32 protein-coding genes and 1 pseudogene are annotated in these 24,993 nt (G+C 59.2%); 26 read left to right on the top strand and 7 right to left on the bottom strand.

Annotation, left to right across the window (positions count from 1 at the left end; genetic code table 11):
• Position 1: 1 nt before the first annotated feature.
• Together ACFZPT_RS03420 and ACFZPT_RS03425 are read right to left on the bottom strand one after the other, a co-directional pair.
• Positions 2-811 (bottom strand): 2OG-Fe(II) oxygenase family protein, encoded by an 810-nt coding sequence (locus ACFZPT_RS03420; RefSeq protein ID WP_244192337.1) that lies wholly within the window; start codon positions 809-811, stop codon positions 2-4.
• 181 nt (positions 812-992) lie between these two features.
• The gene (locus ACFZPT_RS03425) at positions 993-1,985 is read right to left on the bottom strand and encodes a hypothetical protein (protein ID WP_034096505.1); all 993 of its coding nucleotides are present in this window, start codon (positions 1,983-1,985) and stop codon (positions 993-995) included.
• 122 nt (positions 1,986-2,107) lie between these two features.
• On the opposite strand from ACFZPT_RS03425, the gene ACFZPT_RS03430 reads away from it, so the two are divergent.
• Positions 2,108-2,956: a LysR family transcriptional regulator gene (locus ACFZPT_RS03430; protein WP_379554940.1), complete on the top strand. Its 849-nt coding sequence runs from the start codon at positions 2,108-2,110 to the stop codon at positions 2,954-2,956.
• 69 nt (positions 2,957-3,025) lie between these two features.
• Here ACFZPT_RS03430 and mqo read toward each other — a convergent pair whose 3' ends face one another.
• Positions 3,026-4,672 carry a malate dehydrogenase (quinone) gene (gene mqo / locus ACFZPT_RS03435; RefSeq protein WP_099312545.1) on the bottom strand — a complete coding sequence of 549 codons (1,647 nt, stop codon included), beginning with the start codon at positions 4,670-4,672 and terminating at the stop codon, positions 3,026-3,028.
• Positions 4,673-5,175: 503 nt separating this feature from the next.
• Between mqo and ACFZPT_RS03440 the strand changes: the two genes are divergently transcribed.
• Complete coding sequence (locus ACFZPT_RS03440) at positions 5,176-6,363, top strand: MFS transporter (RefSeq protein ID WP_034096502.1); 1,188 nt, start codon at positions 5,176-5,178, stop codon at positions 6,361-6,363.
• Positions 6,364-6,458: 95 nt separating this feature from the next.
• Here ACFZPT_RS03440 and ACFZPT_RS03445 read toward each other — a convergent pair whose 3' ends face one another.
• On the bottom strand, positions 6,459-6,677 hold the full coding sequence (locus tag ACFZPT_RS03445; protein WP_034112476.1) for a hypothetical protein: 219 nt from the start codon (positions 6,675-6,677) through the stop codon (positions 6,459-6,461).
• A 432-nt stretch (positions 6,678-7,109) separates the two neighbouring features.
• Between ACFZPT_RS03445 and ACFZPT_RS03450 the strand changes: the two genes are divergently transcribed.
• The 3 genes from ACFZPT_RS03450 to ACFZPT_RS03460 all read left to right on the top strand — a co-directional run bounded on the left by ACFZPT_RS03450 (position 7,110) and on the right by ACFZPT_RS03460 (position 8,233).
• On the top strand, positions 7,110-7,325 hold the full coding sequence (locus ACFZPT_RS03450; RefSeq protein WP_020301695.1) for a hypothetical protein: 216 nt from the start codon (positions 7,110-7,112) through the stop codon (positions 7,323-7,325).
• Between the two features lie 230 nt (positions 7,326-7,555).
• Positions 7,556-7,780, top strand: a complete 225-nt coding sequence (locus ACFZPT_RS03455) for a hypothetical protein (protein WP_273879321.1) — start codon at positions 7,556-7,558, stop codon at positions 7,778-7,780.
• Between the two features lie 162 nt (positions 7,781-7,942).
• Positions 7,943-8,233 carry a hypothetical protein gene (locus ACFZPT_RS03460; RefSeq protein WP_273879322.1) on the top strand — a complete coding sequence of 97 codons (291 nt, stop codon included), beginning with the start codon at positions 7,943-7,945 and terminating at the stop codon, positions 8,231-8,233.
• 1,015 nt (positions 8,234-9,248) lie between these two features.
• On the opposite strand, the gene ACFZPT_RS03465 is transcribed toward ACFZPT_RS03460, so the two are convergent.
• The 3 genes from ACFZPT_RS03465 to ACFZPT_RS03475 form a co-directional block, all read right to left on the bottom strand.
• A complete protein-coding gene (locus tag ACFZPT_RS03465) occupies positions 9,249-10,043 on the bottom strand; it encodes a DNA adenine methylase (protein WP_379554941.1) in 795 nt (264 codons plus the stop codon).
• 156 nt (positions 10,044-10,199) lie between these two features.
• Positions 10,200-11,219: a phage portal protein gene (locus tag ACFZPT_RS03470; RefSeq protein WP_379554942.1), complete on the bottom strand. Its 1,020-nt coding sequence runs from the start codon at positions 11,217-11,219 to the stop codon at positions 10,200-10,202.
• Positions 11,219-12,979, bottom strand: coding sequence for a terminase ATPase subunit family protein (locus tag ACFZPT_RS03475; protein WP_379554983.1), 1,761 nt, complete (start codon positions 12,977-12,979; stop codon positions 11,219-11,221). Before ACFZPT_RS03475 ends, ACFZPT_RS03470 begins: the two co-directional genes overlap by 1 nt.
• Positions 12,980-13,134: 155 nt before the next feature.
• On the opposite strand from ACFZPT_RS03475, the gene ACFZPT_RS03480 reads away from it, so the two are divergent.
• The 21 genes and pseudogenes from ACFZPT_RS03480 (at position 13,135) to ACFZPT_RS03580 (ending at position 24,898) form a co-directional block, all read left to right on the top strand.
• Positions 13,135-13,986: a GPO family capsid scaffolding protein gene (locus tag ACFZPT_RS03480; RefSeq protein ID WP_379554943.1), complete on the top strand. Its 852-nt coding sequence runs from the start codon at positions 13,135-13,137 to the stop codon at positions 13,984-13,986.
• Between the two features lie 45 nt (positions 13,987-14,031).
• A complete protein-coding gene (locus ACFZPT_RS03485) occupies positions 14,032-15,084 on the top strand; it encodes a phage major capsid protein, P2 family (RefSeq protein ID WP_379554944.1) in 1,053 nt (350 codons plus the stop codon).
• 10 nt (positions 15,085-15,094) lie between these two features.
• Entirely contained in the window at positions 15,095-15,802 is a 708-nt protein-coding gene (gpM, locus tag ACFZPT_RS03490) for a phage terminase small subunit (RefSeq protein WP_273866564.1), read from the top strand.
• Positions 15,803-15,900: 98 nt separating this feature from the next.
• Entirely contained in the window at positions 15,901-16,197 is a 297-nt protein-coding gene (locus tag ACFZPT_RS03495; protein ID WP_379554945.1) for a hypothetical protein, read from the top strand.
• On the top strand, positions 16,194-16,655 hold the full coding sequence (locus tag ACFZPT_RS03500; protein ID WP_379554946.1) for a head completion/stabilization protein: 462 nt from the start codon (positions 16,194-16,196) through the stop codon (positions 16,653-16,655). The genes ACFZPT_RS03495 and ACFZPT_RS03500 overlap by 4 nt, the downstream gene beginning before the upstream one ends.
• Positions 16,655-16,861, top strand: coding sequence for a hypothetical protein (locus tag ACFZPT_RS03505; protein ID WP_379554947.1), 207 nt, complete (start codon positions 16,655-16,657; stop codon positions 16,859-16,861). The genes ACFZPT_RS03500 and ACFZPT_RS03505 overlap by 1 nt, the downstream gene beginning before the upstream one ends.
• Entirely contained in the window at positions 16,858-17,070 is a 213-nt protein-coding gene (locus ACFZPT_RS03510; protein ID WP_379554948.1) for a tail protein X, read from the top strand. Before ACFZPT_RS03505 ends, ACFZPT_RS03510 begins: the two co-directional genes overlap by 4 nt.
• A 27-nt stretch (positions 17,071-17,097) precedes the next feature.
• Positions 17,098-17,451 (top strand): putative holin, encoded by a 354-nt coding sequence (locus ACFZPT_RS03515; RefSeq protein ID WP_070994593.1) that lies wholly within the window; start codon positions 17,098-17,100, stop codon positions 17,449-17,451.
• Between the two features lies 1 nt (position 17,452).
• Positions 17,453-17,731 (top strand): phage holin family protein, encoded by a 279-nt coding sequence (locus tag ACFZPT_RS03520; protein ID WP_070994594.1) that lies wholly within the window; start codon positions 17,453-17,455, stop codon positions 17,729-17,731.
• A complete protein-coding gene (locus tag ACFZPT_RS03525; RefSeq protein WP_379554949.1) occupies positions 17,728-18,573 on the top strand; it encodes an N-acetylmuramidase domain-containing protein in 846 nt (281 codons plus the stop codon). Before ACFZPT_RS03520 ends, ACFZPT_RS03525 begins: the two co-directional genes overlap by 4 nt.
• On the top strand, positions 18,570-18,773 hold the full coding sequence (locus ACFZPT_RS03530) for a hypothetical protein (RefSeq protein ID WP_379554950.1): 204 nt from the start codon (positions 18,570-18,572) through the stop codon (positions 18,771-18,773). The genes ACFZPT_RS03525 and ACFZPT_RS03530 overlap by 4 nt, the downstream gene beginning before the upstream one ends.
• Complete coding sequence (gene lysB / locus ACFZPT_RS03535; RefSeq protein WP_379554951.1) at positions 18,770-19,213, top strand: Rz-like lysis system protein LysB; 444 nt, start codon at positions 18,770-18,772, stop codon at positions 19,211-19,213. Before ACFZPT_RS03530 ends, lysB begins: the two co-directional genes overlap by 4 nt.
• Positions 19,128-19,313 (top strand): annotated as a pseudogene (gene lysC / locus ACFZPT_RS03540) (Rz1-like lysis system protein LysC); the annotation flags it as partial. The gene lysB and the pseudogene lysC, both read left to right, overlap by 86 nt.
• Positions 19,310-19,792, top strand: coding sequence for a phage tail protein (locus ACFZPT_RS03545; protein WP_379554952.1), 483 nt, complete (start codon positions 19,310-19,312; stop codon positions 19,790-19,792). The pseudogene lysC and the gene ACFZPT_RS03545, both read left to right, overlap by 4 nt.
• Positions 19,782-20,240, top strand: coding sequence for a phage virion morphogenesis protein (locus tag ACFZPT_RS03550; RefSeq protein WP_379554953.1), 459 nt, complete (start codon positions 19,782-19,784; stop codon positions 20,238-20,240). The genes ACFZPT_RS03545 and ACFZPT_RS03550 overlap by 11 nt, the downstream gene beginning before the upstream one ends.
• Before the next feature lie 61 nt (positions 20,241-20,301).
• A complete protein-coding gene (locus ACFZPT_RS03555; protein WP_379554954.1) occupies positions 20,302-20,874 on the top strand; it encodes a phage baseplate assembly protein V in 573 nt (190 codons plus the stop codon).
• Positions 20,871-21,215: a GPW/gp25 family protein gene (locus tag ACFZPT_RS03560; RefSeq protein ID WP_379554955.1), complete on the top strand. Its 345-nt coding sequence runs from the start codon at positions 20,871-20,873 to the stop codon at positions 21,213-21,215. Before ACFZPT_RS03555 ends, ACFZPT_RS03560 begins: the two co-directional genes overlap by 4 nt.
• Entirely contained in the window at positions 21,212-22,123 is a 912-nt protein-coding gene (locus tag ACFZPT_RS03565; RefSeq protein ID WP_379554956.1) for a baseplate J/gp47 family protein, read from the top strand. Before ACFZPT_RS03560 ends, ACFZPT_RS03565 begins: the two co-directional genes overlap by 4 nt.
• Entirely contained in the window at positions 22,123-22,740 is a 618-nt protein-coding gene (locus tag ACFZPT_RS03570) for a phage tail protein I (RefSeq protein WP_379554957.1), read from the top strand. Before ACFZPT_RS03565 ends, ACFZPT_RS03570 begins: the two co-directional genes overlap by 1 nt.
• Positions 22,737-24,455 (top strand): phage tail protein, encoded by a 1,719-nt coding sequence (locus ACFZPT_RS03575; protein WP_379554958.1) that lies wholly within the window; start codon positions 22,737-22,739, stop codon positions 24,453-24,455. The genes ACFZPT_RS03570 and ACFZPT_RS03575 overlap by 4 nt, the downstream gene beginning before the upstream one ends.
• Positions 24,455-24,898 carry a tail fiber assembly protein gene (locus tag ACFZPT_RS03580; RefSeq protein ID WP_379554959.1) on the top strand — a complete coding sequence of 148 codons (444 nt, stop codon included), beginning with the start codon at positions 24,455-24,457 and terminating at the stop codon, positions 24,896-24,898. Before ACFZPT_RS03575 ends, ACFZPT_RS03580 begins: the two co-directional genes overlap by 1 nt.
• Positions 24,899-24,993: the final 95 nt, after the last annotated feature.

A 24,993-nucleotide genomic window follows, 5' to 3' on the forward strand; every position in this document is an offset into this window, starting at 1 on the left:
CTCACGGCGCCACGCTCAACGGATCGAGATCGGCGAAGGTGATCGGCTCGATGCCCAGCCGCTGGTACTGCTCGTGGGCCGGCCGTACCAGGTCGTGTTGTAAACGGAACCACGGCCGGATCGTCCGCAAGACCCCGTCGTCCGAAGCCAGGTGCCAGAACTTGTTCACATCCTCCTGGCTATAAGGGCAATGAAACGAAAGCACCAACGACATACGACGACCGCGCGTAAGCGGACGCACTCCATGGAACACACGGCTGCCGTATATATACACCGCATCACCACTGGATTTGACCGAGCAACTGCGCACACGCTGATCCAGCTCCTCGACATCGAACTGTTCAGCGGTGCCATCGAAGTAGACGAACTCGCCGCCGTCATACTCGTCGGACTCAGACAACAGAATATTCAACACGAAACTGGTGCCGTCGGTGTGCCACATGCCGATCTGTGCCTTGTCGTGGTGTGCCTGGGGCGGATAGAAATAGTTGACCTGGGAACGCGCCCGCGGGAACGGATGGGGCACCAACGGAACCCCGGCAATGCGCGATACCGCCAGCAGAAAGGCCCGACTGTTCATCATCTCGCGTATCAGTGTGGACGACTCGGTGACGCCGCGGGTGCGGTTCGAAATGATCCAGTCACTGGTGCTGGAACCCGCCTCCAACTGATAACAGGCACGCCGCAGTTGGAGGATGCCCTGCTCGCTGAACAGCCCCGATACCTGGGCCAAGGCCGTCAATTGTTGAGGCGTGGAAACCGCCAAGGGCGACTCCACATAACCCAAGTCCGCAAGGGTGCGGCTCCCCATGAGATTGGGCCCATCCGTTCGCAAATAGCTGTCACGCCAAGGTTGCAACGTATCGAGCAATGCGCCCGGATGTTTACAACGGGATGTGGGGGCCAATGACGCCTGCAAGGCTGATCTGACGCGCGCGAAGCCTTGGGCGAATACCGGTAGCTCACTTTGTCTTTTCATGGTGATGCCTCACTCAATTGACGGCCGCGTGATCCGCGCAATATTCCGACAGCTGAAACAGCACGCTGCCGTCACCGCTGCAGTACTCGCCGATGACGCGGCAACCGCCGTAGTCCTGGCGTACGCGGGTAAATTGTTCGCGGGTGTACTTCAAACAGACATTGGTCAACAGGTAGCCCTGTGCCGAGCCTTTGCTGACGGGCAACAAGGTGGCGGCAACGCGGTAGCGATCCACCCCGTGCTCGATTTCTAAAACAACCACTTCGTGCTCGCCGGTTTTCTGGAAGCCGAGCTTCATGCCGATCAGGTCGGAGAATCGATACATACAGTCGTGCCGGTAAAAGCGCTGGATGTGTTCGTCGCCCTGGGCAGTGGACAGTTGCATCTCCGAAAGCACGTAGGTTCGCGCGCCACCAATACGCCGTAGGATCTGTCCGATGGTGTCGGGCAGTTCATTGCCTTCCTGAAACCCCAGCATGGTGATCAGCGTCACATCCTGCCCGCAGTCGATGTGACGCCTGTACAGCGAGCGAAAATCCGTCGACAAGTAGCGAAACCCTTGCGGCGCTGCGAGCAATGGCTCGACCGATCGGCGCATGACCCCGTGTGATGCCTGGTTGATATCAACGGCGGTGTAATGCAACGGCTCAGCGCCGTTCTCCAGCAGGTGTCGCATCAGCGCGCAGGTTTTGATCGGCTCAGGGCCCAACTCCACATAGTGCAAGCGGTCTTGACCGACCAGCTCCACAAGGTCATCCGCCACCGCGCGCAACAGTTGACCCAATGCGCCTTGGCCACAGGGTGCGGCGCACAGATCCACGCGGTCGACGCCCTCCTGATTCAGCGAGGTCATCAGGTGCAGGATTTCTTCGCTGACCAACCGGTCCCATTCCGATAAATCAGCGCCTGTGGCCGCGTATTTAGCGGCATTTTCAACCGTCCATATCGGGCTTTCAAAGCCGTGGTTGTTCTTCAACGACGACACCACCAGCTCATTGATATCCATAAGCGCTACCTTTCTTATTGTTCTCAGGCACGCCGGCGTACCTGCTTGACCCAAAGCCTAGGGAGCGAGCATGATTTTGTATATTTGAATAATCTGCACAACTGATCCTTAAAAGAAGAATCATGAGCAAACAATTGAATGTCGACCTGTTGCGCACCTTTCATGCGGTGGCCCGCTTTCGGCGCTTCAATGAAGCCGCCCAACATGTGCACCGCAGCGCCTCGACGGTCACCACGCAGATCCAGAAGCTCGAAGCGTTGATCGGTCAGCGTTTGTTTATCCGCAGCAATCAGGGCGTGGAGCTGACGATGTATGGCAAGAAGCTGCTCAGCGAAACCACTGACTTTCTAAAGAGCCATGACCGACTCCTCGCTTCCCTGACCCCACAACGCATGCAGGGGAAAATCCGCCTGGGCTTGCCGGACTCCTACGCACCGGCCTTTATGCGGGACTTCCTGCCGCAACTGATCGCCGACAATCCGCTGCTCGAACTGGAAGTCGAAGCCCGATCCAGTGGTGAATTGTTCACCATGTTCAGCCGTGAGCAGATCGATCTGGCGTTGATTGTCAGCGCCCAGCCGTTGGAACAAGGGGAGCTGTTGGGGTCGATACAACCGGTGTGGGTGGTTTCCGAAGATTTCACAACACCCGAACAGGCGCCGCTGCCGATCGCCGTGCAATTGAACGGTTGCCCCTACCGCGCCTCCGCCATGCGGGTGCTCAAGGACAACGGCACCTACTACCGGGTGCTACTGGAAAGCGCCAGCTCCACGGCAGTGGAGGCGGCCATCAGTTGTGGCCTGGCCGTGGGCATGATCGAAGAAAGTCGCATCACCGCCGAGCTGACTAAAAACATTCCAGGGGTGCAACTGCCCGAACTGCCACGCCACCATCTCTACTTGCTGTCCGATAGCGCGAACTACTTGGCGCTCGATCTGCATGAGCAGTTGAAGCAGGGCTTCACCCTCTGACAGATGCCCACAAAAAAGCCCGCTGACCGTTACCGGTTCAGCGGGCTTTGTTGTGTCTTACAGCATTTTTTACAGAGCCAGGTCAGACGCCGGCTTGCTTGGCTGGGCCGCAGGCTTGGCAGCCTCGGTAGCCGTTGGTGCCGACCGCTGTGGGATTGCAGGCGGTGGTGTCAGTTGCAGGACACCGGCGGTGTAGGCCCATTCCTTGGCAACCGCTTCCGGGCTGTCGTTCAGCTTGGTGCCATAGCTCGGCACGATCTGGTGCAGTTTTTCCTGCCAGGCCGGGGTGGCGACCTTGTCCTTGAACACTTTCTGCAGCACGGTCAGCATGATCGGAGCCGCGGTGGACGCGCCTGGCGATGCACCCAACAGGCCGGCGATGGTGTTGTCGGCGGAGCTGACCACTTCGGTGCCGAGTTTCAGGACGCCGCCCTGCTCTTCGTCACGCTTGATGATCTGCACGCGCTGACCGGCCTGCCACAGACGCCAGTCGGATTGCTTGGCGTTCGGGAAGTACTCTTGCAGCGCCTTGAAACGGTCGTCATCGGACAGCATCAGTTGGCCGGCGAGGTACTCGACCAGTGGGTATTCACGAATACCGACTTTGGTCATTGGCCAGATGTTGTGGGTGGTGGTGCTGGTCAGCAGGTCCAGGTACGAACCTTCCTTCAGGAACTTGGTGGAGAAGGTCGCAAATGGGCCAAACAGGATCACGCGTTTGCCATCCAGCACACGGGTGTCCAGGTGCGGCACCGACATCGGCGGCGCGCCGACCGAAGCTTTACCGTAGGCTTTAGCCAGGTGCTGCTCGGCGATGGTCGGGTTCTCGGTCACCAGGAACGAGCCACCCACCGGGAAACCTGCGTATTCCTTGGCTTCAGGAATGCCGGACTTTTGCAGCAGGTGCAGTGCACCGCCGCCAGCGCCAATGAACACGAACTTGGCGTCGGTTTCAGTCTTGGTGCCGTCTTTCAGGTTTTTGTAGCTGACGCGCCACGAACCGTCATCGTTCTTAGTGATGTCCTGCACTTCGCTGGACAGCTTCAGATCGAACTTCGGAGTGGTTTGCAGGTGCGCGACGAACTGGCGCGTGATTTCGCCGAAGTTCACGTCGGTGCCGATCGGGGTCCAAGTGGCCGCGATTTTCTGGTTCGGGTCACGCCCTTCCATCATCAGCGGCACCCATTTGGCGATCTGCGCCGGGTCTTCGGAGTACTGCATACCGGCGAACAGCGGGCTGGCCTGCAGGGCTTCGTAGCGTTTTTTCAGGAATTTGATGTTGTCATCGCCCCACACGAAGCTCATGTGCGGTGTGGAGTTGATGAACGAACGTGGGTTCTTCAGCACGCCCTGCTGGACCTGCCAGGACCAGAACTGACGGGAGATCTGGAACGCTTCGTTGATCTCGACCGCTTTCGGGATCTCAACGTTGCCGTTCTTGTCTTCTGGGGTGTAGTTCAGCTCAGCCAGAGCCGAGTGACCAGTACCGGCGTTGTTCCAGCCGTTGGAGCTTTCTTCGGCGACGCCGTCGAGACGCTCGACCATCTCCATCGACCAATCCGGCTCCAGCTCGTTGAGCCATACGCCGAGGGTCGCGCTCATGATGCCGCCGCCGATCAGCAGCACATCGACTTTCTGAGGCTCTTGCGCTTGCGCGGTCGTGATCCCCATCGACAACGCCAGCCCCAGCAGGGCAGTGTTAACTTTCTTAAACATCAGTAGCACCTATGATAAAACGCCATCCGCCCCGCAGCCCCTGCGCCTGGGCACGCCGCCATCGCGCTGCGCCAGGCAACGCACCGCGAGGTGTGCACAGTCAATTCAGGGTCGCAGGGTGGGCACACAAAGCCGACGTATCGACTTCACTTTTATGTCCCTTCTGCGCTGACTTCTTATCATTATTGGCTTCAGCTACCCGGCGACAGCCGCCCCACGCGACGTATACAGGAGTACGTTGCGGGAACAGACCAAACCAGGACGGCGCGCAGAATATCACGGCAAAAGGCCGTTATGCGCTGTTTGGCTAATTGACAACGCCAAAACAACCGCTTTAGCGCGCTGGATCGGCCACAGTGTCAAGCCTGGCGGGCGCGACGTGGGGTCACAGCCTGGCAATCGCGCGGGAACTCTGGTGCAAATGGCTGTTCTAGACACCTTCGTCGTTGCTTGCGTAGCATCGGCGGCTGTCTTTCGTGCCCTTCATCAAAACAGAGCGATTCATGTCTATCCAGCAAACACCCGGGCATGTGCTGCCCGCGCGCAGTGCCGCCAAAATGGAAGCGGCCATGGCCGTGGGCGCTTTTGCAATCGGCACCGGCGAATTCGCCATCATGGGCCTGATGCCCGACATCGCCCATAACCTGAACTTGAGTGAACCCCAGGTCGGCCACGCCATCAGCGCTTATGCGTTGGGCGTAATGGTCGGCGCGCCGCTGCTGGCGATCCTCGGCGCCAAATTGCTGCGCAAACACATGTTGCTGTTGCTGATGGGGCTGTATGCGTTGGGCAATCTGGCCACGGCGTTTACCCCGACCTTCGGCTCGCTGGTAGCGTTTCGCTTTATCAGCGGCCTGCCCCATGGCGCCTACTTCGGCATTGCCGCCGTGGTGGCCTCCAGCATGGTGCCCACCGACAAACGCGCCGGCGCCGTGGCCCGCGTGATGATGGGCCTGACCCTGGCCATGCTATTGGGCAACCCCATCGCCACCTTCCTCGGCCAGTACCTGGGTTGGCGCTCGGCGTTTGCACTGGTGAGTGCGATTGCTCTGTGCACCATCGCTCTGGTCTGGCAGTTCGTGCCCCACCGCCATGACGAACAACGCAGCGACCCGCGCAAAGAACTGCGCGCCTTCACCAAACCCCAGGTCTGGATGGCCCTGGCTATCGGCGCCATCGGCTTTGCCGGGATGTTCTGCGTATTCAGCTACCTGGCGCCGACCATGCTGGAAGTGACCAAGGTGTCGCCCCAGTGGATCCCCTTCGGCCTGGCAGCCTTCGGTGTGGGCGGGATCATCGGCAATATCGCCGGCGGTAAGCTTTTCGACCGCCTGCAATTTCGCGCGGTGGGCCTGATATTGGTGTGGTCGATGGCGGTGCTGCTGTTCTTCCCCGTCGCCGCATCCTCGTTATGGGGCGTGCTGCTAAGCATGGGCCTGGTCGGCACCATGGTGTCACTGGCCGCACCGCTGCAAATCCGCCTGATGGACATCGCCCACGAAGCCCCCAGCCTGGCAGCGGCCTCCAATCATGCGGCATTCAACCTCGCGAACGCCCTGGGGCCGTGGTTCGGCGGCATGGCGATCACCGCCGGGTACGGCTGGACCAGCACCGGCTACATCGGCGCCGCCACCGCACTGGTCGGCCTGGGCATCTATTTGATCGCCCGCCGCATGCAAGGCGGCCACTAACGCCACCCGCTCCACTGGAGATCAAACTGTGGGAGGGGGCTTGCCCCCGATAGCTATGGGCCAGTCAATACACCACTGACTGACCCACCACCCCATCAATCGTCATGCAACAACCCCGCCCCATACTCCCCATAACTGCTCCCCAACCCACTGCCGCCAAAATTCATCTTGGCGGCTTTGTTCGGGCTGTGGTCGCCAAAGGCTTGGCACCCGCCTGAAAAACACGGGTCGCTGTTGACAGCAGAAGACGATGAACACGCGCTCAACAGCAACGCACCGGCGATCAACACGACTTTGACAAGGTTTGAAGTCATTTTCGGTTCCCTAGGGGCTGGAGGCTCGGCAGTCCTCGCTTGAGCAGATCGTAGACCTACCGGGCAGAAACGATGATGAAACTTTAACGCGCGACAGGATGGGTTCAGGCTCCTGCCGGACGGAGACGAGGCTCTTGAACGCGCAACGTTTCGGATGCATCCCTGATAAACTGCGCCCCATTCGCCTCGCTGACTCAGATCCCCCCATGCTCTTACAACCCGCTCCACTCTCCCGCCGCTTCTCCGTCGCCCCGATGATGGATTGGAACTACTAACTCTACAGGCCTTTAAATACGTACCCTGTAGCGAACCATAAATATGTCCGTACCACTTCTGTACCACCCCCCTGCAAAGGACGGCAGTTCTTCGCACGTATCGGCTTCGCGAATATCCGCTGCTATGCTTCAAGCTTTAGGATCCAGGGCGATATTGATGGCGAGCGAATACTCACTAGCGGATGTGCTGGAAAGGATGTATGAGAACCAACTGGCGTTAGAGGCGGCAGTAATGGAGCTGGTGTTATGGACAGAAGAGCGTGGCGAATTGACGACTGGTGGAAACGTCCGTGGCGCCCTTCAAACGCTCGGTGAGAATGCAGGCCACATCAAACAAGGCTTAGCCAAGCTGAAGAAGCAGGATCGCCCGTAAAAATTTATCGCCAATGCGGAAAGAGACTCCAACGTACCGTGCGTTCCCAGCAGCCATATCAAGTATGTACTGGGCAAGTCTGCGGAAACTGAACTCACAATGAAAGATTTCACACTGGGTTAGCACGTAACTGGCTAAGCGTTACCAGTAACGCGTATCGAACAGAAAGGAACCCCCGCCGCCTCGGCCGCTTTGCTTAGAATGGGCCACTACTCAAGGAGCATCACCCTATGGAAAAGCAGCATTGTTACTACTTTGTATTTCTCGAAACGGATGCCAATGGTTCAGTGGCCTACACGTCTGGTGCCATGGCGCTACATGAGCCGAAGTTTTCTCATCCGGTGATTGTTGCCGCACGGAAAATCGCTGGTGCGCAGCCTAATGCAATTATGATCAGTCTGTCGTACCTAGGTGAAATGACACCCGAAGAATTTGGGAACCCGCCGGCTGTTTAGCAGTGATGCCGCGTTACCAATAACGCACCCCATGTTCAATGGCTCCCCACATCAAGGCCCGCTCAGGCGGGCTTTTTTGCGCTTGGCGGAAACCAGACCCCGGGAGCTTGGTCTACTATTGCCCTTGATAACGGCTGAGTATGATCGCTAAGGACGAGAGACGTGTCGCTACCCATCACCGCACGGCAGATGAATGCGCTCAGGGCACTGCAACGCAAGGACCCGGACCTGGGCGAGCTGGCCACCGCCATCGCGCTGGCCTTCGATGCGACGAAGGTCGAGAACCCGCAGATGGCGCGATTGATCCTGGAAAAGACCTGCCGTCGCATGATCGCCCGGCAACCCGGCAGTCATGAAGCAATGATTCAGCACCTGGCGACCTTCGGGAAATTGAATTGCCTGACACCGGCGCAGGTCAGTGACTTTATCGTTCGAGTCAAGAGGCACGCTTGATGTTGCGCCGTGGTACTGATTGCCAATGCCTGTCGCGCCGATTCCAACATCCGATGTAAACGCAAATATCTGACGCTGTGTGAGCGAGAGTGTGGGCGCGTGAACGCAAAGGTCGTGAGTACTGCGCAATGCCGCGCAAAGCCTCAGAAGCAGCCCGCCCTAGAGACCTCTCGCGTTTTCATGTTGACCCACGGGAAAGAGGTTAGGAGGGTTAGTTTTTTTCAGAGCGCCTTGAAAGCCTTGTTTGTTATGGCTTTTCGAATGGTTGGCAAGGTTAGCTTTTGGGTTAGGTCTGGTTATTTCCTAACCTTTATTAGCGTTAAATATTCAATAAATTAATCCCTTTAAAAACAATAGCTTACGAATTACTAACCTTAGACCTAACCCAACCTAACCCATCAAAGTTAGGTCTCAAGCCCAACAAACACGGGCCTTCCAAGTCACAACACCCCCCTCAAAAAAAAACTAACCTTTTTCCCGAGGCACCTACTGAATTCAGCTGTGCGTGCGTGCTAATGAGGGTTGCCAAAAACATCCACCTTCGCAGGATTCCGCAGGTTTTCTGCACCCTCTAAAACGCCGAGCAAGCCCCAGCCTACGCCGTCGAGAGTGGTACGCAGGTGCGCAGAAAAAACGACCCATTTAGCCCGCAGGCGAGGTGGGGGGACGACGGCGCGCGCCAGGTGCAGGACCACGTCACTGGCTCGCCATGTAGCACGTCAGTCCCCCACGCTCAACCTGTGGCACGCCAACTCCCCGAACGCGAATCATCGACCCTCACTGCCGCCACTGGCGATAGAGCCTCACCCCCCAAGAAAGCCCAGCATTTACTGGCCCGAACAACCCTTTAACCTTGCCGTGACACCGTGCAAATGCTATGTTGAACTGGGTTTTTTCACGCCGCAGATGGGCGATCTTTCATCGTTCCGTGCCGACTTTTCCATGATGAAAGCCAACCTCCAGACAGCAAAAAGCCGCCTCAAGGGCGGCTCATTGTTTTGACGCTGTAATCAGATCAGAACAACCCTCCCAATGCCGATGGCTCCCAGTTCATGATCACCAACTCTCCACTGACCTCAGCTTTGCCCTGCCGTTGATTCGCTGTGCTGTAGCGGATGTCCACAGTCTCGAAATGGAAGCCCTCAAACACCCGCCTGATGTCGGGGTGGTCGTTGATGCTCACCATTACCCTCCCCTTGCACCGCCGCATGAAGTCGGCCATCCGTTCATAGTTTTCAAAGGGGAAGTCCACGCCATAGCCGGCGGTCTGCCAGTAAGGCGGGTCCATGTAATGAAAGGTGTGCGGCCGGTCGTAACGCTCGGCACATTCAAGCCAGCCCAGGTTTTCAACATAGGTACCAGACAGCCGTTGCCAGGCTGCTGACAAGTTCTCCTCGATCCGCAATAGGTTGATGGCTGGTCCAGTGGTTGCGGTACCGAAGGTCTGCCCACTGACCTTGCCGGCAAAGGCATGGTGCTGCAGGTAGAAAAACCGGGCAGCCCGTTGGATATCGGTGAGGGTTTCCGGCCTGGTCATCTTCTGCCATTCGAACACCTGGCGGGAACTGAGCGCCCACTTGAACTGGCGCACGAACTCTTCCAGGTGGTTCTGCACAACCCGGTACAACGTCACCAGGTCGCCGTTGATATCGTTGAGGACTTCAACGGGTGCCGCCTGGGGCCGCATGAAGTAAAGCGCGGCACCACCGGCAAAAACCTCGACGTAGCATTCGTGGGGTGGGAACAGTGGAATTAGACGATCTGCCAAGCGGCGCTTGCCGCCCATCCACGGGATTATTGGTGTGCTCATAAGTGATCCTTGTTTCGACAATTGGATTCGCTTAGGCTTCGCACCCCCTGCGCAGTGGGGCGAGGCCTTGGTTGGAGCACTCGGCGTGTTCGAGTGATTCAGCGTCGAGCTGGTGTTAGCGCACCGGCTCGTCGCCTCGTTTACTGCGCGGGGGTACTACTCCCCCGATCCTTGATTAAAGGGCTTGAAGCGCACGACCTCCTCGCCTACCCAATCATTGAGTAGAGCCAGCCGTGTCTGAATCGGCTCAAGCTCCAGGGTGGCCCAGACCTCCCCCGCTTCCTTCGGCGAGCCAAAGCCCCCCGCGTTTTTCGGCACGATACCCATCAGCTGTGGATAAACCCGCAACGCCGCCAGCACATCGCCCTGGGTCTGATCCTTGATTGAGTTGAATTCGTCCTTCGCCGAAACCTCGCTCACGGGGATCAACTGAATGCCCTCCTTCTTCCCGTTCGGCGCGTACACAAACAGGTTGCGGAAGTTGCCAGGCCCTTTGGAGTTCTTCAGCGCCGTACGCAAGTCATCGATATCAGATTCGTTTTGCGCCGCGTCCGTCATATACAGGATGAAACCGGCATGGCTGCCGTTCTCGTAATACTTGCGGCGGAACAACGTCGCCGACTGGTTCAACAGCGCGGATTGCAACGCACACAGCCATTCCGGCAACCCGTAAATTTCCTGATGCAGATCCAACTCACGCAAGTGGAAAACACTGCCCTGGTCAAACACATGCTCATTCTTCCAACCCTGCACTTGGAAAAAGTGTCCGTCCTTCCCTACCCGCATGTACTTCGCCAGTGCGGGCTTCAGAGCTACAGTCGTACCCAGCAATGACCGCCGCGCCTCCACATACCCATTGCCCAATGCCAAGTAGTCCTGTGCGTACTGGTCAAACGCCTCCCGGCTCAGCAGCTTGTGAGGAATGAACGTGCGGGTCAGTTGGTTGCGCTTGAATCGCAGCCCCGAGTCAAGATGAACGCTGGCCTTAACCGACCGGGCTAGCCCGTCCAGGGACAACGGTGGCTCATACCAACGCCCGTTAAACCAGCACTCCAGCGAGTCGAATATCTCCCTTGCCGATAACACCGACTCCGGCTCGCCGAACGTGAACGCCACCGACTTGTGGTCACTCACCGCCTGCTCCGTGGCAACCGCCACCTCATTGTCTGTACTCATCAAAAAAGCTCCATCCGCCCGGTATTGGCAGCCGTCTGCCCTTCGAGCGGTTCGTGGTGTAATGCATGAAAAAGGGCCCAGGCCAGGTCGGCGTGGCCGGTCGATTCGCTACGCCCAGCGGTATAGGTGAATTGCCGGCCGCTGGCGGTGACGGTTTTGCGGATGGCCATAAGTGATTGCGCGAAGTCCGTCCAGCCGGCGTCGAACTCCAATCGGCCCTTGTTGATCACGTCATAGGCCTTCATCACCAGGCGTGACTTCACCTCTGGCGAATAGCTGAATGTTGTCAGACCGGGGAAGAATTGCCGCACCAACTGCGCCACGCCCGAGCCCATGCCTGTTACATCAATGCCGATGTAGGTCACCCAATATCGTTGGGTCACCATGCGGATGGATTCGGCCTGCGCCGCGAAATCCATGCCACGGAACTGGTGACGCTCAAGCACCCGGAACTTACCGCCTGGCACCATCGGCGGCGCCACGACCACCAGACCAGAGCTATCGCCCGTTTCGGCCGGGTCATAACCCAACCACACCTGGCGGTCGGCAAACGGGCGCGGCGCCATCGGTTTGTAGTCCTCGGCCCAGTCAACCCAGCTGTCCACCATGCATGACTGCAACATCGACAGAGGGAAGATGCTCGCCCCGTCATCCACAAACTGGCACATCAGCAGGTTCTGGAACGCTTCGGCGTCGTACTCCTGACGCAGTTCCTCAAGGTCAAATCGGTCACAGCCGCGCTGCTCGGCGTCCAAAATCGTGACGATCTGGCGCCACACCTTGTCCTCGCACAACCGCCCCTGTTGCAGGGCATCGTGGGAAACATCCACAGAAATTCGGTTTGCGGCGGGTTTGCCTTTGTTGAATCGCTCCCCCGTCCAGAACGTGTAGGCCTCATGGGCCATGCTCGACGGGGTGCTGAAATAGGTGCGGCGGTATTGTTTCTGCATCGCCATACCCGAGGCGACTTTGTTCAGTTCCTTGAACTTGAACGTCCAGAAGAATTCGTCGAAGTAGAAATTGCCGTGGTAGCCCTGGGCGGTTCGGGCGTTGGTACCCAGGAAGTGCAGCTCGGCGCCGTTCGCCAGCGTAATGGGATCACCGGTCAACTCGACGCCGACCACTTCACTGGCAAAGGACTGAATGTACGACTTGAAAATGTGGGCCTGATTCTTCGACGCCGACAGGAAGATCTGGTTGCGCCCCGTGGTCAGCGCATCAATTAACGCCTCCCGAGCGAAGTAGAACGTCGCCCCGATCTGCCGGCTTTTCAGGATGGCCCTGGTGCGCTGATTGCCAGCCTTGTACCAATCCAACTGATAGCCGAAGCACCCATCGATAAACGCCTGAGTGAGCAGCTCGATATGCTCTTCGCTGAACTCGTTGCGGCTCGGCTTTTTCTTCGGCCCGCTGTTGCGGCCATTCAGTTTCGGGTTTAACTCAGCCTCGGTACCGCCGCCCTGGAACCGCTCAATTCGGGCCTGGCGCTCCAGTTGCCGGTGGAGCAGGTCAATTTCTTTAAAATCGCCGCTGCTCTTGCCGTCTTTCAGGATCAACTGCACCAACCGCGCTTCCAGAGCCCCACCGATGCGTTCTACGTTATCCGCACGGTCCCACTCGTCACGGGCCTTCCAGCTGTGGACGGTCTTCTCTTTTTCGTCCAGGTATTCGGCAATTTCGGTGATGCGCCAGCCTGTCCAGTACAAAAACTTGGCCTGGCGACGGTTATCACGGACGGGAATTTCAGCGAGAGCATTCATGGCGCAGATGCTGCCTCGCACGCGCGTGCTGTACCCGCGCCACTCCTTGTAAGAGCCCGCCCTACAAGGTCGCCTCGTTGCTCGCTGCACGCCAGCTCACGAACATGCCCTCAACGCAACGGCAGTACGCCGCCACCGCATCGAGGACAGCCCGCATGGCCGCCAGCACTCAACCAACCAAGAAATTCCGCTCCAAGTGGACCCGCGTTGCCGTAGAAGGCGCGACCACCGATGGCCGCATCATCGAACGGAGCTGGATTGCCGATATGGCCTCGCAATACAGCCCGAACACTTATGGCGCTCGCATCAACTGCGAACACATCAAGGGTTACTGGCCGGGTGGCGAATTCGGCGCGTACGGCGACGTATTGGCGCTCAAGGCTGAAGAAGTCGAAATTGCCGGCACCAAGAAACTGGCGTTGTTCGCCCAGCTCGAACCCAACGAAGCGCTGCTGGCCTTGAACAAGAAAGGTCAGAAGGTTTACACCTCAGTCGAGATCCAGCCGAAGTTCGCCGACAGCGGCAAGGCCTACCTGGTCGGGCTCGCCATTACTGACTCCCCAGCCAGCCTGGGCACCGAAGCCCTCAGCTTCAGCGCACAACACGGCACCTTGGCCGGCCGCAAACAGGACAAAGACAACCTGTTCAGCGCCGCCGAAGAAGCTGAACTCGAATTCGAAGAAGTCACCGACCAGCCGAGTGCTTTTGCAGCAATCAAGGCCAAACTCGGTGAGTTCATCAAACTGAGCAAGGACAAGGATGGCAAGGACGCTGCCACTTTCTCCGACATCGGTGAAGCCCTGGAAAGCCTGGTGACCCTCGCGACCCAGCAGGCTGAGCAGGCCCAGGCATCAAGCACGGCCCTGACAGACCTGAAACAGCAGTTCACCAGCCTGGATAACGAGCTGAAAGCTCTCAAAACCAAGCTCGGCCAAACCGCTGACCACAGCCAGCCACAGCGTCCGCACAGCACTGGCGGCAACGGCACTGTGCTGACCGCTTACTGACCAACGGCCCAACACCGACAAGCCTTTTCACCGGAGAACACCCCCATGCGTAAAGAAACACGCTTCGCCTTTGCCGCCCTGGCCGTGCAGATCGCCCTGCTCAATGGCGTAGCCAGTGCCCACGAGAAATTCAGTGTTGATCCCAGCATTCAGCAAAAACTGGAAGTTGCGGTGCAGGAATCTGATGGTTTCCTGAAACAGATCAACATCATTGGCGTCGACGAGCAGTCAGGCGAGGCCCTGCTGCTGGGTGTCAATGGCCCGGTTGCAAGCCGCACGGACACCTCCGGTGGCACTCCCCGCAGCCCGCTGGGCAGAAGCTCACTGAGCAAAGACGCCTACGTCTGCAAGCAGACCAACTTCGACAGCGCGTTCCCCTACGCCCTGCTGGATGCCTGGGCCAAGTTCCCTGACTTCCAAGTCAAGCTGAGCAACGCGATCATCCTGCGCCAGGCCCTGGACCGCATCATGATCGGTTTCAACGGTACCAGCGCCGCTGCAACCACCAACCGGGCCGCCAACCCTCTGTTGCAAGACGTCAACATCGGTTGGCTGCAAAAGATCCGCCTTAGCGCCGATGACCGCGTGCTCGACGCCGCCACCATCGGCCCCCGCAAAGTCATCAAGGTTGCGGGGGTAGACACCGTATTCGAGGGTGATTACGCCAACCTCGACGGCCTGGTATTCGACGCCATCCAGATGCTCGACCCATGGCACCGCAACCGCCCGGATCTGCGCGTCATGGTTTCGCGCAACCTGATGCACAGCAAACTGCTGGCAGCCGTGGAAAAGGGTGCTGACTCCAACCAGGAAGAGAACGCCGCTCAAGAGATCGTCAGCCGCGCCCGTTTGGGTGGCCTGCCAGTGGTGGACGCCCCGTTCTTCCCGGATAACACGGTGCTGATCACTACCCTCAGCAACCTTTCTATCTACTACCAGAACGGTGCCCGTCGTCGTCACCTGAAAGACGAACCCGAGCTGGATCGTATCGCCGACTACCAGTCCTCGAACGAAGCCTACGTCATCGAAGACTTTGGCTTGGTCGCCCTTGTGGAAGGCATCACCGCCGTCAACTACCCAGCACCGACTGAGGCTTAAGAGGCGCGCCATGCACCAGACACCTGCCCAACGCAACCAGCTGCGCAAGCGCGCAGCCATTGAGTCCGCCGCAACTGCGCCGGCCACTTCAATGGAAGGCGCCACCGCCTATGAGCACCAACTTGCCCAGTTGGCCCAGCACCGCGCGCGTCTCAAGCAGGTGCAGTCCAACCAAGGTAAAGCCGAACTCAAAGCGCTCCTGATCCCCGAGTACGAGCCCTATGTGCAAGGTGTGTTGGATGCCGGAAACGGCGCCCAAGACGAAGTGCTCACCACCATCATGCTCTGGTGCATTGATGCTGGTGGCTATCCCGGTGCGTTGCAAATCGCCGAATACGTCATCAAGCACGGTCTGAAAATGCCGGACCGCTTCGAACGCACAACCGGCACCTTGATCGCCGAGGAAATCGCCGAGGCCGCGCTCAAAGCGCAGAAAGCTGGCGAAGGCTTCCCGTTGTGGATTCTAGAACAAGCCGCTCGCATCACCGCCGAACAAGACATGCCCGACCAAGCCCGCGCCAAGCTGCACCTGGCAATCGGTAAGGAAAACGCTGCAAAGGTTCCGAATGAAGACCTCACGCAAACTGACATTGGTTTTCTGGTACTGGCAAAGGCTCATCTGAGCAAAGCCATCGACCTGCACAGCAACTGCGGCGGCAAAAAGGATTTGGAGCGCGTCGAACGCCTCCTCAAGAAACACGCTGCACCGAGCAGCTAACCGAGCGTCCCCACGCACCCCGCCGGCTCGGGGCGGATCGGCCAGGCCGCTCCTCCTGAACGTGAAGCCCCGACCACCGGCGACCTATCGGAGCAGTCATGAACACTGCCTTTGCCAACCTCTATCAGAGTGATTTCACTCCTACGGAATCCGAACGGCGCCTGTCAGCTGCGGCAGAACAGTACGTTGCCGAGACAGAGGCTTACGACCGCACCGTTTGCACCGGCCCCATCAAGCACGGCGCCATCATGCCGGCCAACGGGCGCGAACTCAGCCTTGTGAATCGCAACGCGACGCGGGCAATGGGCCTTCTCTGTACACAACACCCCGAATTCACCAGGCAGCAGATCCTGCGCGAAGTTTCCCGCGCAGATCGCAGAGGCCCGTCCCAGTGAGTGCATTCGTAGCCAGTGGCTCCGTAGCAGGCGGCCATATAAACACCGACCCATTCTGGCCGTCGATTGACCTGGACCATCTGCGCGCCACCCTGCGCATCGACTCCAGCGTCACCCCGGCCCGCCTGGAAACCGCCGTTATTTCTGCCGCCATCAACCTGAACCGCGAGCTGGCCGAATGGCGGGCGACCCAACAAGCGGCCGGCCACGCCACGCTGGCCGACGTACCCGGTGATCGCATCAATGACGTGTCGGTAAAGGCCCACCTCTATCGGCGCGCCATCGAAGCCGCTACCGGCGCCGAAGTCTGCGAGCGTTACCGCGATTACAGCGCCACCAATGCTGGCAGCCAGAAGGCCGAAGAAGTCACCCCCACCATCGACGACTACCGCCGCGATCTGCGCTGGGCCGTGCGCGACTTCCTCGGGCGAACCCGCACCACTGTGGAGTTGATCTGATGAGCGATATGAAAGTCATCGACTGGAATGAAATCAGCCGCCTCGGACTGCACGAACGCATCAACCGAGAAATCATGCACCCGCTTGGTCTGGCGATTTTCAGAGTAGTCGAAACAGGTGCATCCCCTGGCGCGTACGTGGCGCCCGACGGTGTTTTTGAGTACGCCAGCCCGATAACACCAGCAGAGCCCGAGGGCGAGCAATGACCGTTGCCGTCCGTACCAATCAAAACGACACGGTTGACGTCCTGTGCTGGCGTTTCTACGGCCGCACCGCAGGCGTCACCGAAGCCGTCCTTGAAGCCAACCCCGGCCTGGCCGATCACGGCCCAATCCTGCCGCAAGGCCTTGTCGTCAACATGCCCGAAGCCCAAGCCAGCGCCCCGCAGCGGCAGATGGTGCAGCTATGGGACTGATCCCCTGTAACCAAGGAAACCCACACCATGGCTGATCCGACTTCCAGCGCCGTGACTGGCCTGCTCATGGGCCTGGGCCTGGCAACCATCACGCCCATCATCGACGGGGAAGCGTTGTTCGGCGCGATCCTCGGCGCTTGGCTGGTGACCAGTACCAAGCACGACCTCAAGGTCTGGCAGCGCCTGGGCTCTCTGTTCCTGTCGGCCGGTGTGGGCTACCTCTTTGCCCCCATGGCGCTGCAAGCCCTGCCATTTATCACCAGCGGCGGCGCCGCGTTCGGCTGCGCCCTGGTGATCATCCCCATCAGCATCAAGCTCATGGTCTGGGTTGAGAAAGCTGACTTTTGGGAAATCGTCCGCCGCATCAGAGGGGGCAGCTGACATGCCAAACATCGAATTGATCGTGCAGTTGATCACGGCCGTGGCCTATCTACTCAGCGCCTTGCGCCTGGCCTGCTACACCCGAGGCGCTGCGCGGTACCGGCGCAGCATCTCGCTACTCGCCAGCCTGTTTGGATCCGCGCTGTGCATCTGCGGTCTGGAAATCCTCCTGTACCGCCAGCCCACCAGCCTCTGGCAAGCCGTCTCCATCGTGCTGCTCTGCACCCTGATATTCCGTTCTCGCGGCAACGTCGCCGCCCTGTTGAGGCCCAGCGCATGACCACCACCCTACGCCACGGCGACCGCTCACAGGCCGTCCGCACACTGCAAAAAAACCTCAACAACCACGGCGCCAAGCTGGACGTGGACGGCAGCTACGGAGACGACACCGAAGCTGCTGTCCGTGCCTATCAGCTCAAGGTCGGCCTGGTAGCTGATGGCGTGGCCGGCAATAAGACCCAAACCAGCCTGGCCGGTGGTGACTGCACCAAGCTGCTGCGCAACAACGACTTGACCGCTGCCGCCGAACGCCTCGGCGTGCCGCTGGCAAGCATCTACGCCATCAACGAGGTGGAATCCAAGGGCAAGGGCTTCCTCGAAAACGGCAAGCCAGTGATCCTGTTCGAACGGCATGTCATGTACCGCCAACTCGCCAAGGTGCGGCACGAAGGCGATGACCCGGCCGAACTCAAACGCCACGCCGACCAGCTCGCCGCCGTCAATCCCGCCCTGGTCAACCCAAAGTCGGGCGGATACTCCGGCGGTACCGCCGAACACCAGCGCCTGGCCATGGCCCGCCTGATCGACGACACCGCCGCCCTTGAATCTGCATCCTGGGGGGCATTCCAGATCATGGGCTTCCATTGGCAGCGCCTGGGCTACACCAGCGTGCAGGACTTCGTGGCGGCCATGAGTGCCGGCGAATCGCAACAGTTCGACGCCTTCACCCGCTTCATTGAAACCGACCCTGTGTTGCACAAGGCGCTAAAAGCCCGCAAATGGGCCGAATTCGCCAAGCTCTACAACGGCCCGGACTATCAGCGAAACCTCTACGACGTGAAGCTACAGCGCGCCTACGAACGGCACGCCGACTGCGGTTGCGGGCAAGGGGTAGCGGCATGATCGACTTCGAAGCTGTGCAAAAACTGCGAGTGCAGGACGGCGATCTGCTGGTGGTGCCGGAATCCACCGAACAGGACGATATGCAGGTGCTGGCCGAGGCCATTCAGTTGATGAACGGTGCCAAGGCCGTGATCGTTCGCGGACCTATTAAACAACTCGATACCGAAGCCATGAATAAGCTCGGCTGGTACCGCGCATGAGCACCCTGCGCCAGGCCCTGTACGGCATTGCCCTGCTCGGCGCCCTGGCGCTGCTGATCTGGGGTCAACAACAGCGCATCAACAGCGCCGAGGGCAACACAGAGCTGGCAAAGGCGGCGGCCATGACCGCCCGCGCAGACGCTGACCGCAACCTCACCACCGCCAACACGCTCACGAACACCCTGAAGCAGGAGCGAGACGCCCAGAGCGCCCTGCGCACTCAGCAGGATCAGTTGCGCCAAGGCCTGGCAAAGCGCGAGCGAACCATAGAGGAACTGAAACGTGAAAATGCCGAACTACGCACCTGGGCTACTCAGCCTTTGCCTGATGCTGCTCGCCGGTTGCGGGAGCGCCCCGCCCTTACCGGCGCCGACGCTTATCGTCAGTGGTTGTCCGGCCGTGGTGCCGTGCCAGTTGCCGGCGACCAGCCCACGCAATAATGGCGACCAGCTCACCGATCAGGACCGCGTCGAAGCCGCCTGGGCGGACTGTGCGGCGCAGGTCGATATGGTTTATCAGCATCAGCAGGCCGCTCCATGAACAAGCCCGAAAGCCTGCGCGCCCACCTCCTGGCCACCGTCGCCGAGTTCAAGCACAACCCCGACCGGCTGCTGATCTTTATCAACAACGGCAAAGTTCGCTGCACCTCTGCGCCAAGCCTCTCTTTTGAGTACAGCTTCGAACTGCAGATCATCCTCACAGAGTTCGCTGGACACCCTGATAGCGTAATGCTCCCGCTGCTTGGCTGGCTCAGCGTCAACCAATCCGAGCTGCTCGACAACCTCGATAAAGTGAAGAACGGCTTCCAATTTGAGGCTGAAATTCTCAACAAAGACCTGGTGGACCTCAGCATTACCCTGCCGCTCACGGAAAAAGTGATCGTCGGCCAAGATGACCAGGGCAACACCACCGTCAAGCACCCAAACGAGCCACAGCGTGTAGCGGGCTACCTCGACCCGAACTGGAAGCCTGGAGCCCAGGGCAACACCAGCGAATGGTTTTTGCCCAATGGCAAATGATCTGGAAGCCCTCGAGACCTGGGCAGCGACGCTGCTGGAACGGCTTGAGCCTGGGGCACGCAATCAACTAGCCCGCAGCATCGGCCAGGAGCTGCGCCGCAGCCAACAAAAACGGGTTACTGCCCAGCAGAACCCGGACGGCAGCAAGTTTGCCCCCCGTAAACAGCGCAATCTGCGTGGTAAGCAGGGGCATATCCGCCGCAAGTTGGAAATGTTCAAGAAGCTGAAGAACGCCACCTATCTCAAGGCCCGAGGCGACAGCAAGGCCATTTCAGTGGGCTTTACCGGGCGAATCGCCCGTATTGCCAGGGTTCACCAATACGGTTTGAAGGACCGCGCAGAGCGTGGCGCTCCCGACGTGCAATACGAACAACGTGAAGTGCTGGGATTCACCGAGGCGGATCTTGATGTGATCCGTGACAGTTTGCTCGCGCACCTGACACTGTAAAGCCCCTCCCTACAAGGCAGCGAAGCTGCACCCGCGCACGCGTGGCGCCACCATCGGCGCCATGAACAATTTCGCCGCCCTCTCCCGCATGCTCGAAAACCTCATCCGCCTCGGCGTCATCGCCGAAGTCCAGATGGTGCCCCCGCGCGTGAAGGTAAAGACTGGCGAATTGACCACCGCCTGGCTGCCCTGGCTGGCCCTGCGTGCGGGGGCCGACCGTGAGTGGGACCCGCCCACCATCGACGAACAGGTCATCCTGATCAGCCCGTCCGGCCAACTCGCCAATGGCGTCGTCATCACCGGCTTACCCAGCGATCACATCCCCGCCAACGGCGACCGCCCAGGCCTGCACCGTCGCACCTACGCCGACGGCACGGTGATCGAATACGACAGCGTCGCCCATCACCTGAACGCCACCCTGCCCGACAGCGGCACCACCAGCTTGGTCAGCAAGGGCGGCATCAACATCATCGGCCCCATCAATCACCAGGGCGACTACAACCAAACCGGCAACCAGAACGTGGTCGGCCTCGTAACCGTCTCCGAAGACGTGGTCGCGGCCGGCATCAGCCTGGTGGAACACCCGCACGGCGGCGTGTTGGTCGGCGGCGCGAAGACGGGGAAACCAGAATGAACCGAGAAACCGGCGGCGCCATCGGCGATCTGGACCACATCACTCAGTCAATTGCCGACATCCTCACCACCCGCATCGGCACCCGCGTCATGCGCCGCGAATACGGCAGCCTGCTGCCCGAGCTGGTGGACCATCCCTTCAACGATGCCACCCGCCTGCGCGTGTACGCGGCCACGGTCATGGCGTTGATGCGCTGGGAACCGCGTATCAGCCTGAACCGGGTGCAGTTCCTTGGCGCCAATCTGCAAGGCCAATCGGTTCTGGATCTGGAAGGCACCCTGGTCGACACCAATGAGCCGTTGAGTATGAGTCTGCCGCTGCAACTGGGGGCCAGTGTATGAACACGTTCGCCGCCATCGACCTCAGCTTGTTACCCGCGCCGCAGATCGTCGAGCAGATCGACTACGAGCAGATCCTTGCCGAGCGCAAGGCCTACGCCATCAGCCTGTGGCCGGCAGAGGAACAGCCAAAAATCGCCGCCCGCCTTGAGCTTGAGTCGGAACCACTGACCAAGCTGCTGCAAGAGAACGCTTACCGCGAGACGATCTGGCGTCAGCGCGTCAACGAAGCAGCAATCGCCAATCTGCTGCCCTTTGCCAAAGGCTCCGACCTCGACAACCTGGCCTCCAACTTCAACGTCAAGCGCCTGGTGATTCAGGAGGGCAATGCATCAGCATCCCCGCCCGTGGCGCGCGTCATGGAAGATGACGACAGCCTGCGCGAACGCACGCAGATGGCCTGGGAAGGCCTCAGCACTGCCGGCCCGCGCAACAGCTACATCTTCCACGCCCGCGCTGCTGATGGCCGTGTTGCCGACGCCACGGCGGAAAGCCCTTCCCCGGCCGTGGTCGTGGTGACCGTCCAGGGCATGCTGGCCGACGGAAGCGCAGAGCCTGGGCTGCTGGCCGTGGTTAACGCCTATCTCAGCGATGATGACCGACGCCCCGTCGCCGACCGCCTCACCGTCCAGGCCGCGCAGATCCTGCGCTACCAGGTCAAGGCCAAGCTCTACCTGAAAACCAGCGGCCCAGAAACTGAGCCTGCCCGGGCGGCTGCCGAACAACGCCTGAAGGACTACGTCCACCAGCGCCGCCGGTTGGGCATGGAAGTCTCAGAATCAGCGATCCACGCCGCGCTGCACGTCGAAGGCGTGCGTAAGGTCGAGCTGGAGAGCTGGATCGATATTGCCGCCACGCCTTACCAGGCGCCGTTTTGTACCGATATTCAATTGTCGGTTGGGGTGGAGTGATGGGCGCCCAGCACCTGCTACCCAGCAACTCGACGCAGTTGGAGCGTGACGCGGCCGTGGCACTGGCGCAGATCCAGCGAGTGCCTATCCCGATTCGTCTGCTGTGGAACCCGGACCTGTGCCCGCTCGCTGTGTTGCCGTACTTGGCCTGGTCATTTTCGGTCGACCGCTGGGACAGCACCTGGTCGGAATCGACCAAGCGCGCAGCCATCCGTGCCGCGTACTACATCCATTCGCGTAAAGGCACCATCGGCGCGCTGCGGCGCGTGGTCGAGCCCCTGGGCTATCTGATCGAGATTATTGAGTGGTGGCAGGACGTGCCGGCCGGCGTACCGGGCACCTTCAAGCTCAAGGTCGGGGTGCTGGAGACCGGTATCACCGAAGAGATGTATCAGGAACTGACCTTCCTGATCGATGACGCCAAACCCCGTAGCCGTCACCTCACCGGCCTGGCCATCAGCCTGGAAACCACCGGCAGTTTCTATATCGGCGCCTGCGTCAGCGAAGGCGATGAACTCAGCGTTTACCCACCGACCCAACGCGACATCGAAGTCAGCGGCTATCTGCGCCTGGGCGGTCGCGAACATCACATTGATACGATGGACATCCTCCCATGATCGACCAGAACAGCCAGTTTCAAGCCATTCTCACGGCCGTCGGCGAGGCCAAGCAGGCAAACGCGGACGCCCTGGGCATCCCGTGGACGTTCGCGCAGATGGGCGTGGGTGATGCCAACGGCACAGACCCGTTCCCCGACCGCCTGCAAACCAAGCTGATCAACGAGCGCCGTAAAGCTCCGCTCAACCAGCTCAAACCCGACCCGAAGAACCCCGGTATCATCATTGCCGAGCAGGTCATCCCGGAAACCGTGGGCGGGTTCTGGATTCGGGAAATCGGACTGTATGACCAAGACGGCGATCTTGTGGCTGTCGCCAACTGCGCCCCGACGTTCAAGCCGTTACTAGGCCAGGGGTCTGGACGAACGCAGATCATTCGAATGAACCTGATCGTTTCCAGCATCGCCAACATTGTGTTGAAGATTGATCCTGCAGTTGTTTTGGCAACTCGGGAATACGTTGATCTATCCATAGATGCTGTGGTGCCAGCAAATAAGCCCGCTGGCAGCTATCGAAAAGTCACTATTAGCTCGAGAGGGATTGTCACCTCTGGAAGTAACCCGACCACCCTGGATGGATACGAAATTACCGATGCCATCAAAAAGGGCCAGTATGGATTAGGGGCCACGGATCTCATTGAGTCAGCAAGTGATGTTATAGGCCGGCCTGGTGGCTTTTACTTTTTCGGGGAAAGCGATAACACGTTTGTCCAATACGCAAGCGTACTTAATCTGCCTTACGGTGCCAGTAACTCGGCGCAGTTAGCAATCCGTCAAGGCGCTGCGAAAGCTTCTGCCGCGATACGATCCGTTAATGCCCAAGGGGGCTGGACAGGCCTAGCTGAGCTATGGACGGATGCTAACTTTACTCCAAGTACCAAAGCCGATAAGGCAACAACTCTTGGTGGGTATGGAATTTCCGACGCCTACACCAAAACTCAGACTGACTCAGCGATCAACTCTGCCATCAGCGGAAAGGCTGATAAAGCAACAACACTCGTCGGATATGGAATTTCAGACGCATACACCAAGAGCCAGACGGACTCAGCAATTAACTCTGCAACCAGCGGAAAGGCTGATAAAGCAACAACACTTGTCGGATACGGAATTTCAGACGCATACACCAAAGGCCAGACGGACTCAGCAATTAACTCTGCCACCAGCGGAAAGGCTAATAAAGCTACAACACTCGGCGGCTATGGCATTACAGACGCGTACACACGAACAGAGGTGAATTCAGCGCTCGGTGGAAAACTTGATAAGTCGGGCGGCACCATCGCCGGATCAATCTACGTGGTCTCGGGGCAGAGCTTGTCTGCCCCTGCGCTGAGCATAAACACCGATATCGCTGGTAACTCTTTGACCTTGCTTAGGCTTCTTTGCCCGGACAGCGGCGTATTGCTGGGCCATGCAAACGGGACAAGCACGCTATCTGTGTTAACCGCTGCAGGCGGCGCAGCAACCATATCGGCTGGAGAGGTTTTGTCTGCGGGCTCGCCTTGCCATACCGCCGCGAGCTTCATGAAGCCTGTTGCCGGTCAGTGGATTTCGCTAACAGGCGGAGCAATGCTTCCTGCGGGTGGGACGTGGGCCTATCAGGTTTTAACCTTCAATAACACCGGCACTCTCATCGCCGGCAGCACTGCCGGACTGGTGCCTGGCGGCACACAATTAGGTCACGCCACCTCTATAGGCTTTGCATGGAGAGTCCAATAATGATTGCGAAAGTTAGCGATTTAATCGAGCAAGAAAATCCGGACGCGTATCTGCCTAAGATTGAAAACATCCAACGACGTGCGGACGGTACATACGTTATCGCTTTTGGCGGGGCGCCGTACCATGTCACGAAAGATGTAACGCCAGATGTTTATGATCGAGTGCTGGTCAAAATCGAAGGAGGGGCTGTTGTCACTGATTACGTCGAGGCCGAAGTTTCAAAACCTGATCCTTTGGCGGAGGCGGTAGATGAATCCAACCGTCTACGCAAGGCCGCTGACTTCACGATAGCCCCGCTTCAAGATGCAGCCGACCTGGGAGCAGCCACCCAATCGGAGTTGCATTCGTTGTCAGCGTGGAAAATGTACCGTATCGCGCTGAGTCGCGTGCAGACCCAACAAGGGTATCCCCAAAGCATCGAGTGGCCCGTCGCTCCGGCGTGACCCAAGCGTATTTGTATACCGCCCCTCTACAACCCGCCGCGCTAGCCCAACCGGCGCGCGCGCGGCAGCCTGTGCACTGTCATTCCATCACAGCG

This window comes from Pseudomonas sp. MD330_10 (assembly GCF_042610415.1).
GTDB lineage: Bacteria > Pseudomonadota > Gammaproteobacteria > Pseudomonadales > Pseudomonadaceae > Aquipseudomonas > Aquipseudomonas rhodesiae.

Bases quoted from the DNA above. Each gene is read 5' to 3' on its own strand.
- ACFZPT_RS03550 (WP_379554953.1), top strand. From the start codon at position 19,782: ATGGCAAATGATCTGGAAGCCCTCGAGACCTGGGCAGCGACGCTGCTG.
- ACFZPT_RS03430 (WP_379554940.1), top strand. From the start codon at position 2,108: ATGAGCAAACAATTGAATGTCGACCTGTTGCGCACCTTTCATGCGGTG.
- ACFZPT_RS03530 (WP_379554950.1), top strand. From the start codon at position 18,570: ATGATCGACTTCGAAGCTGTGCAAAAACTGCGAGTGCAGGACGGCGAT.
- ACFZPT_RS03470 (WP_379554942.1), bottom strand. From the start codon at position 11,219: ATGAGTACAGACAATGAGGTGGCGGTTGCCACGGAGCAGGCGGTGAGT.
- ACFZPT_RS03485 (WP_379554944.1), top strand. From the start codon at position 14,032: ATGCGTAAAGAAACACGCTTCGCCTTTGCCGCCCTGGCCGTGCAGATC.
- ACFZPT_RS03495 (WP_379554945.1), top strand. From the start codon at position 15,901: ATGAACACTGCCTTTGCCAACCTCTATCAGAGTGATTTCACTCCTACG.
- ACFZPT_RS03575 (WP_379554958.1), top strand. From the start codon at position 22,737: ATGATCGACCAGAACAGCCAGTTTCAAGCCATTCTCACGGCCGTCGGC.
- ACFZPT_RS03420 (WP_244192337.1), bottom strand. From the start codon at position 811: ATGGGGAGCCGCACCCTTGCGGACTTGGGTTATGTGGAGTCGCCCTTG.
- ACFZPT_RS03445 (WP_034112476.1), bottom strand. From the start codon at position 6,677: ATGACTTCAAACCTTGTCAAAGTCGTGTTGATCGCCGGTGCGTTGCTG.
- ACFZPT_RS03455 (WP_273879321.1), top strand. From the start codon at position 7,556: ATGGAAAAGCAGCATTGTTACTACTTTGTATTTCTCGAAACGGATGCC.
- ACFZPT_RS03555 (WP_379554954.1), top strand. From the start codon at position 20,302: ATGAACAATTTCGCCGCCCTCTCCCGCATGCTCGAAAACCTCATCCGC.
- ACFZPT_RS03425 (WP_034096505.1), bottom strand. From the start codon at position 1,985: ATGGATATCAATGAGCTGGTGGTGTCGTCGTTGAAGAACAACCACGGC.
- ACFZPT_RS03510 (WP_379554948.1), top strand. From the start codon at position 16,858: ATGACCGTTGCCGTCCGTACCAATCAAAACGACACGGTTGACGTCCTG.
- ACFZPT_RS03440 (WP_034096502.1), top strand. From the start codon at position 5,176: ATGTCTATCCAGCAAACACCCGGGCATGTGCTGCCCGCGCGCAGTGCC.
- ACFZPT_RS03580 (WP_379554959.1), top strand. From the start codon at position 24,455: ATGATTGCGAAAGTTAGCGATTTAATCGAGCAAGAAAATCCGGACGCG.
- lysB (WP_379554951.1), top strand. From the start codon at position 18,770: ATGAGCACCCTGCGCCAGGCCCTGTACGGCATTGCCCTGCTCGGCGCC.
- ACFZPT_RS03475 (WP_379554983.1), bottom strand. From the start codon at position 12,979: ATGAATGCTCTCGCTGAAATTCCCGTCCGTGATAACCGTCGCCAGGCC.
- ACFZPT_RS03505 (WP_379554947.1), top strand. From the start codon at position 16,655: ATGAGCGATATGAAAGTCATCGACTGGAATGAAATCAGCCGCCTCGGA.
- ACFZPT_RS03565 (WP_379554956.1), top strand. From the start codon at position 21,212: ATGAACACGTTCGCCGCCATCGACCTCAGCTTGTTACCCGCGCCGCAG.
- ACFZPT_RS03465 (WP_379554941.1), bottom strand. From the start codon at position 10,043: ATGAGCACACCAATAATCCCGTGGATGGGCGGCAAGCGCCGCTTGGCA.
- mqo (WP_099312545.1), bottom strand. From the start codon at position 4,672: ATGTTTAAGAAAGTTAACACTGCCCTGCTGGGGCTGGCGTTGTCGATG.
- ACFZPT_RS03515 (WP_070994593.1), top strand. From the start codon at position 17,098: ATGGCTGATCCGACTTCCAGCGCCGTGACTGGCCTGCTCATGGGCCTG.
- ACFZPT_RS03520 (WP_070994594.1), top strand. From the start codon at position 17,453: ATGCCAAACATCGAATTGATCGTGCAGTTGATCACGGCCGTGGCCTAT.
- ACFZPT_RS03525 (WP_379554949.1), top strand. From the start codon at position 17,728: ATGACCACCACCCTACGCCACGGCGACCGCTCACAGGCCGTCCGCACA.
- gpM (WP_273866564.1), top strand. From the start codon at position 15,095: ATGCACCAGACACCTGCCCAACGCAACCAGCTGCGCAAGCGCGCAGCC.
- ACFZPT_RS03545 (WP_379554952.1), top strand. From the start codon at position 19,310: ATGAACAAGCCCGAAAGCCTGCGCGCCCACCTCCTGGCCACCGTCGCC.
- ACFZPT_RS03450 (WP_020301695.1), top strand. From the start codon at position 7,110: ATGGCGAGCGAATACTCACTAGCGGATGTGCTGGAAAGGATGTATGAG.
- ACFZPT_RS03560 (WP_379554955.1), top strand. From the start codon at position 20,871: ATGAACCGAGAAACCGGCGGCGCCATCGGCGATCTGGACCACATCACT.
- ACFZPT_RS03570 (WP_379554957.1), top strand. From the start codon at position 22,123: ATGGGCGCCCAGCACCTGCTACCCAGCAACTCGACGCAGTTGGAGCGT.
- ACFZPT_RS03480 (WP_379554943.1), top strand. From the start codon at position 13,135: ATGGCCGCCAGCACTCAACCAACCAAGAAATTCCGCTCCAAGTGGACC.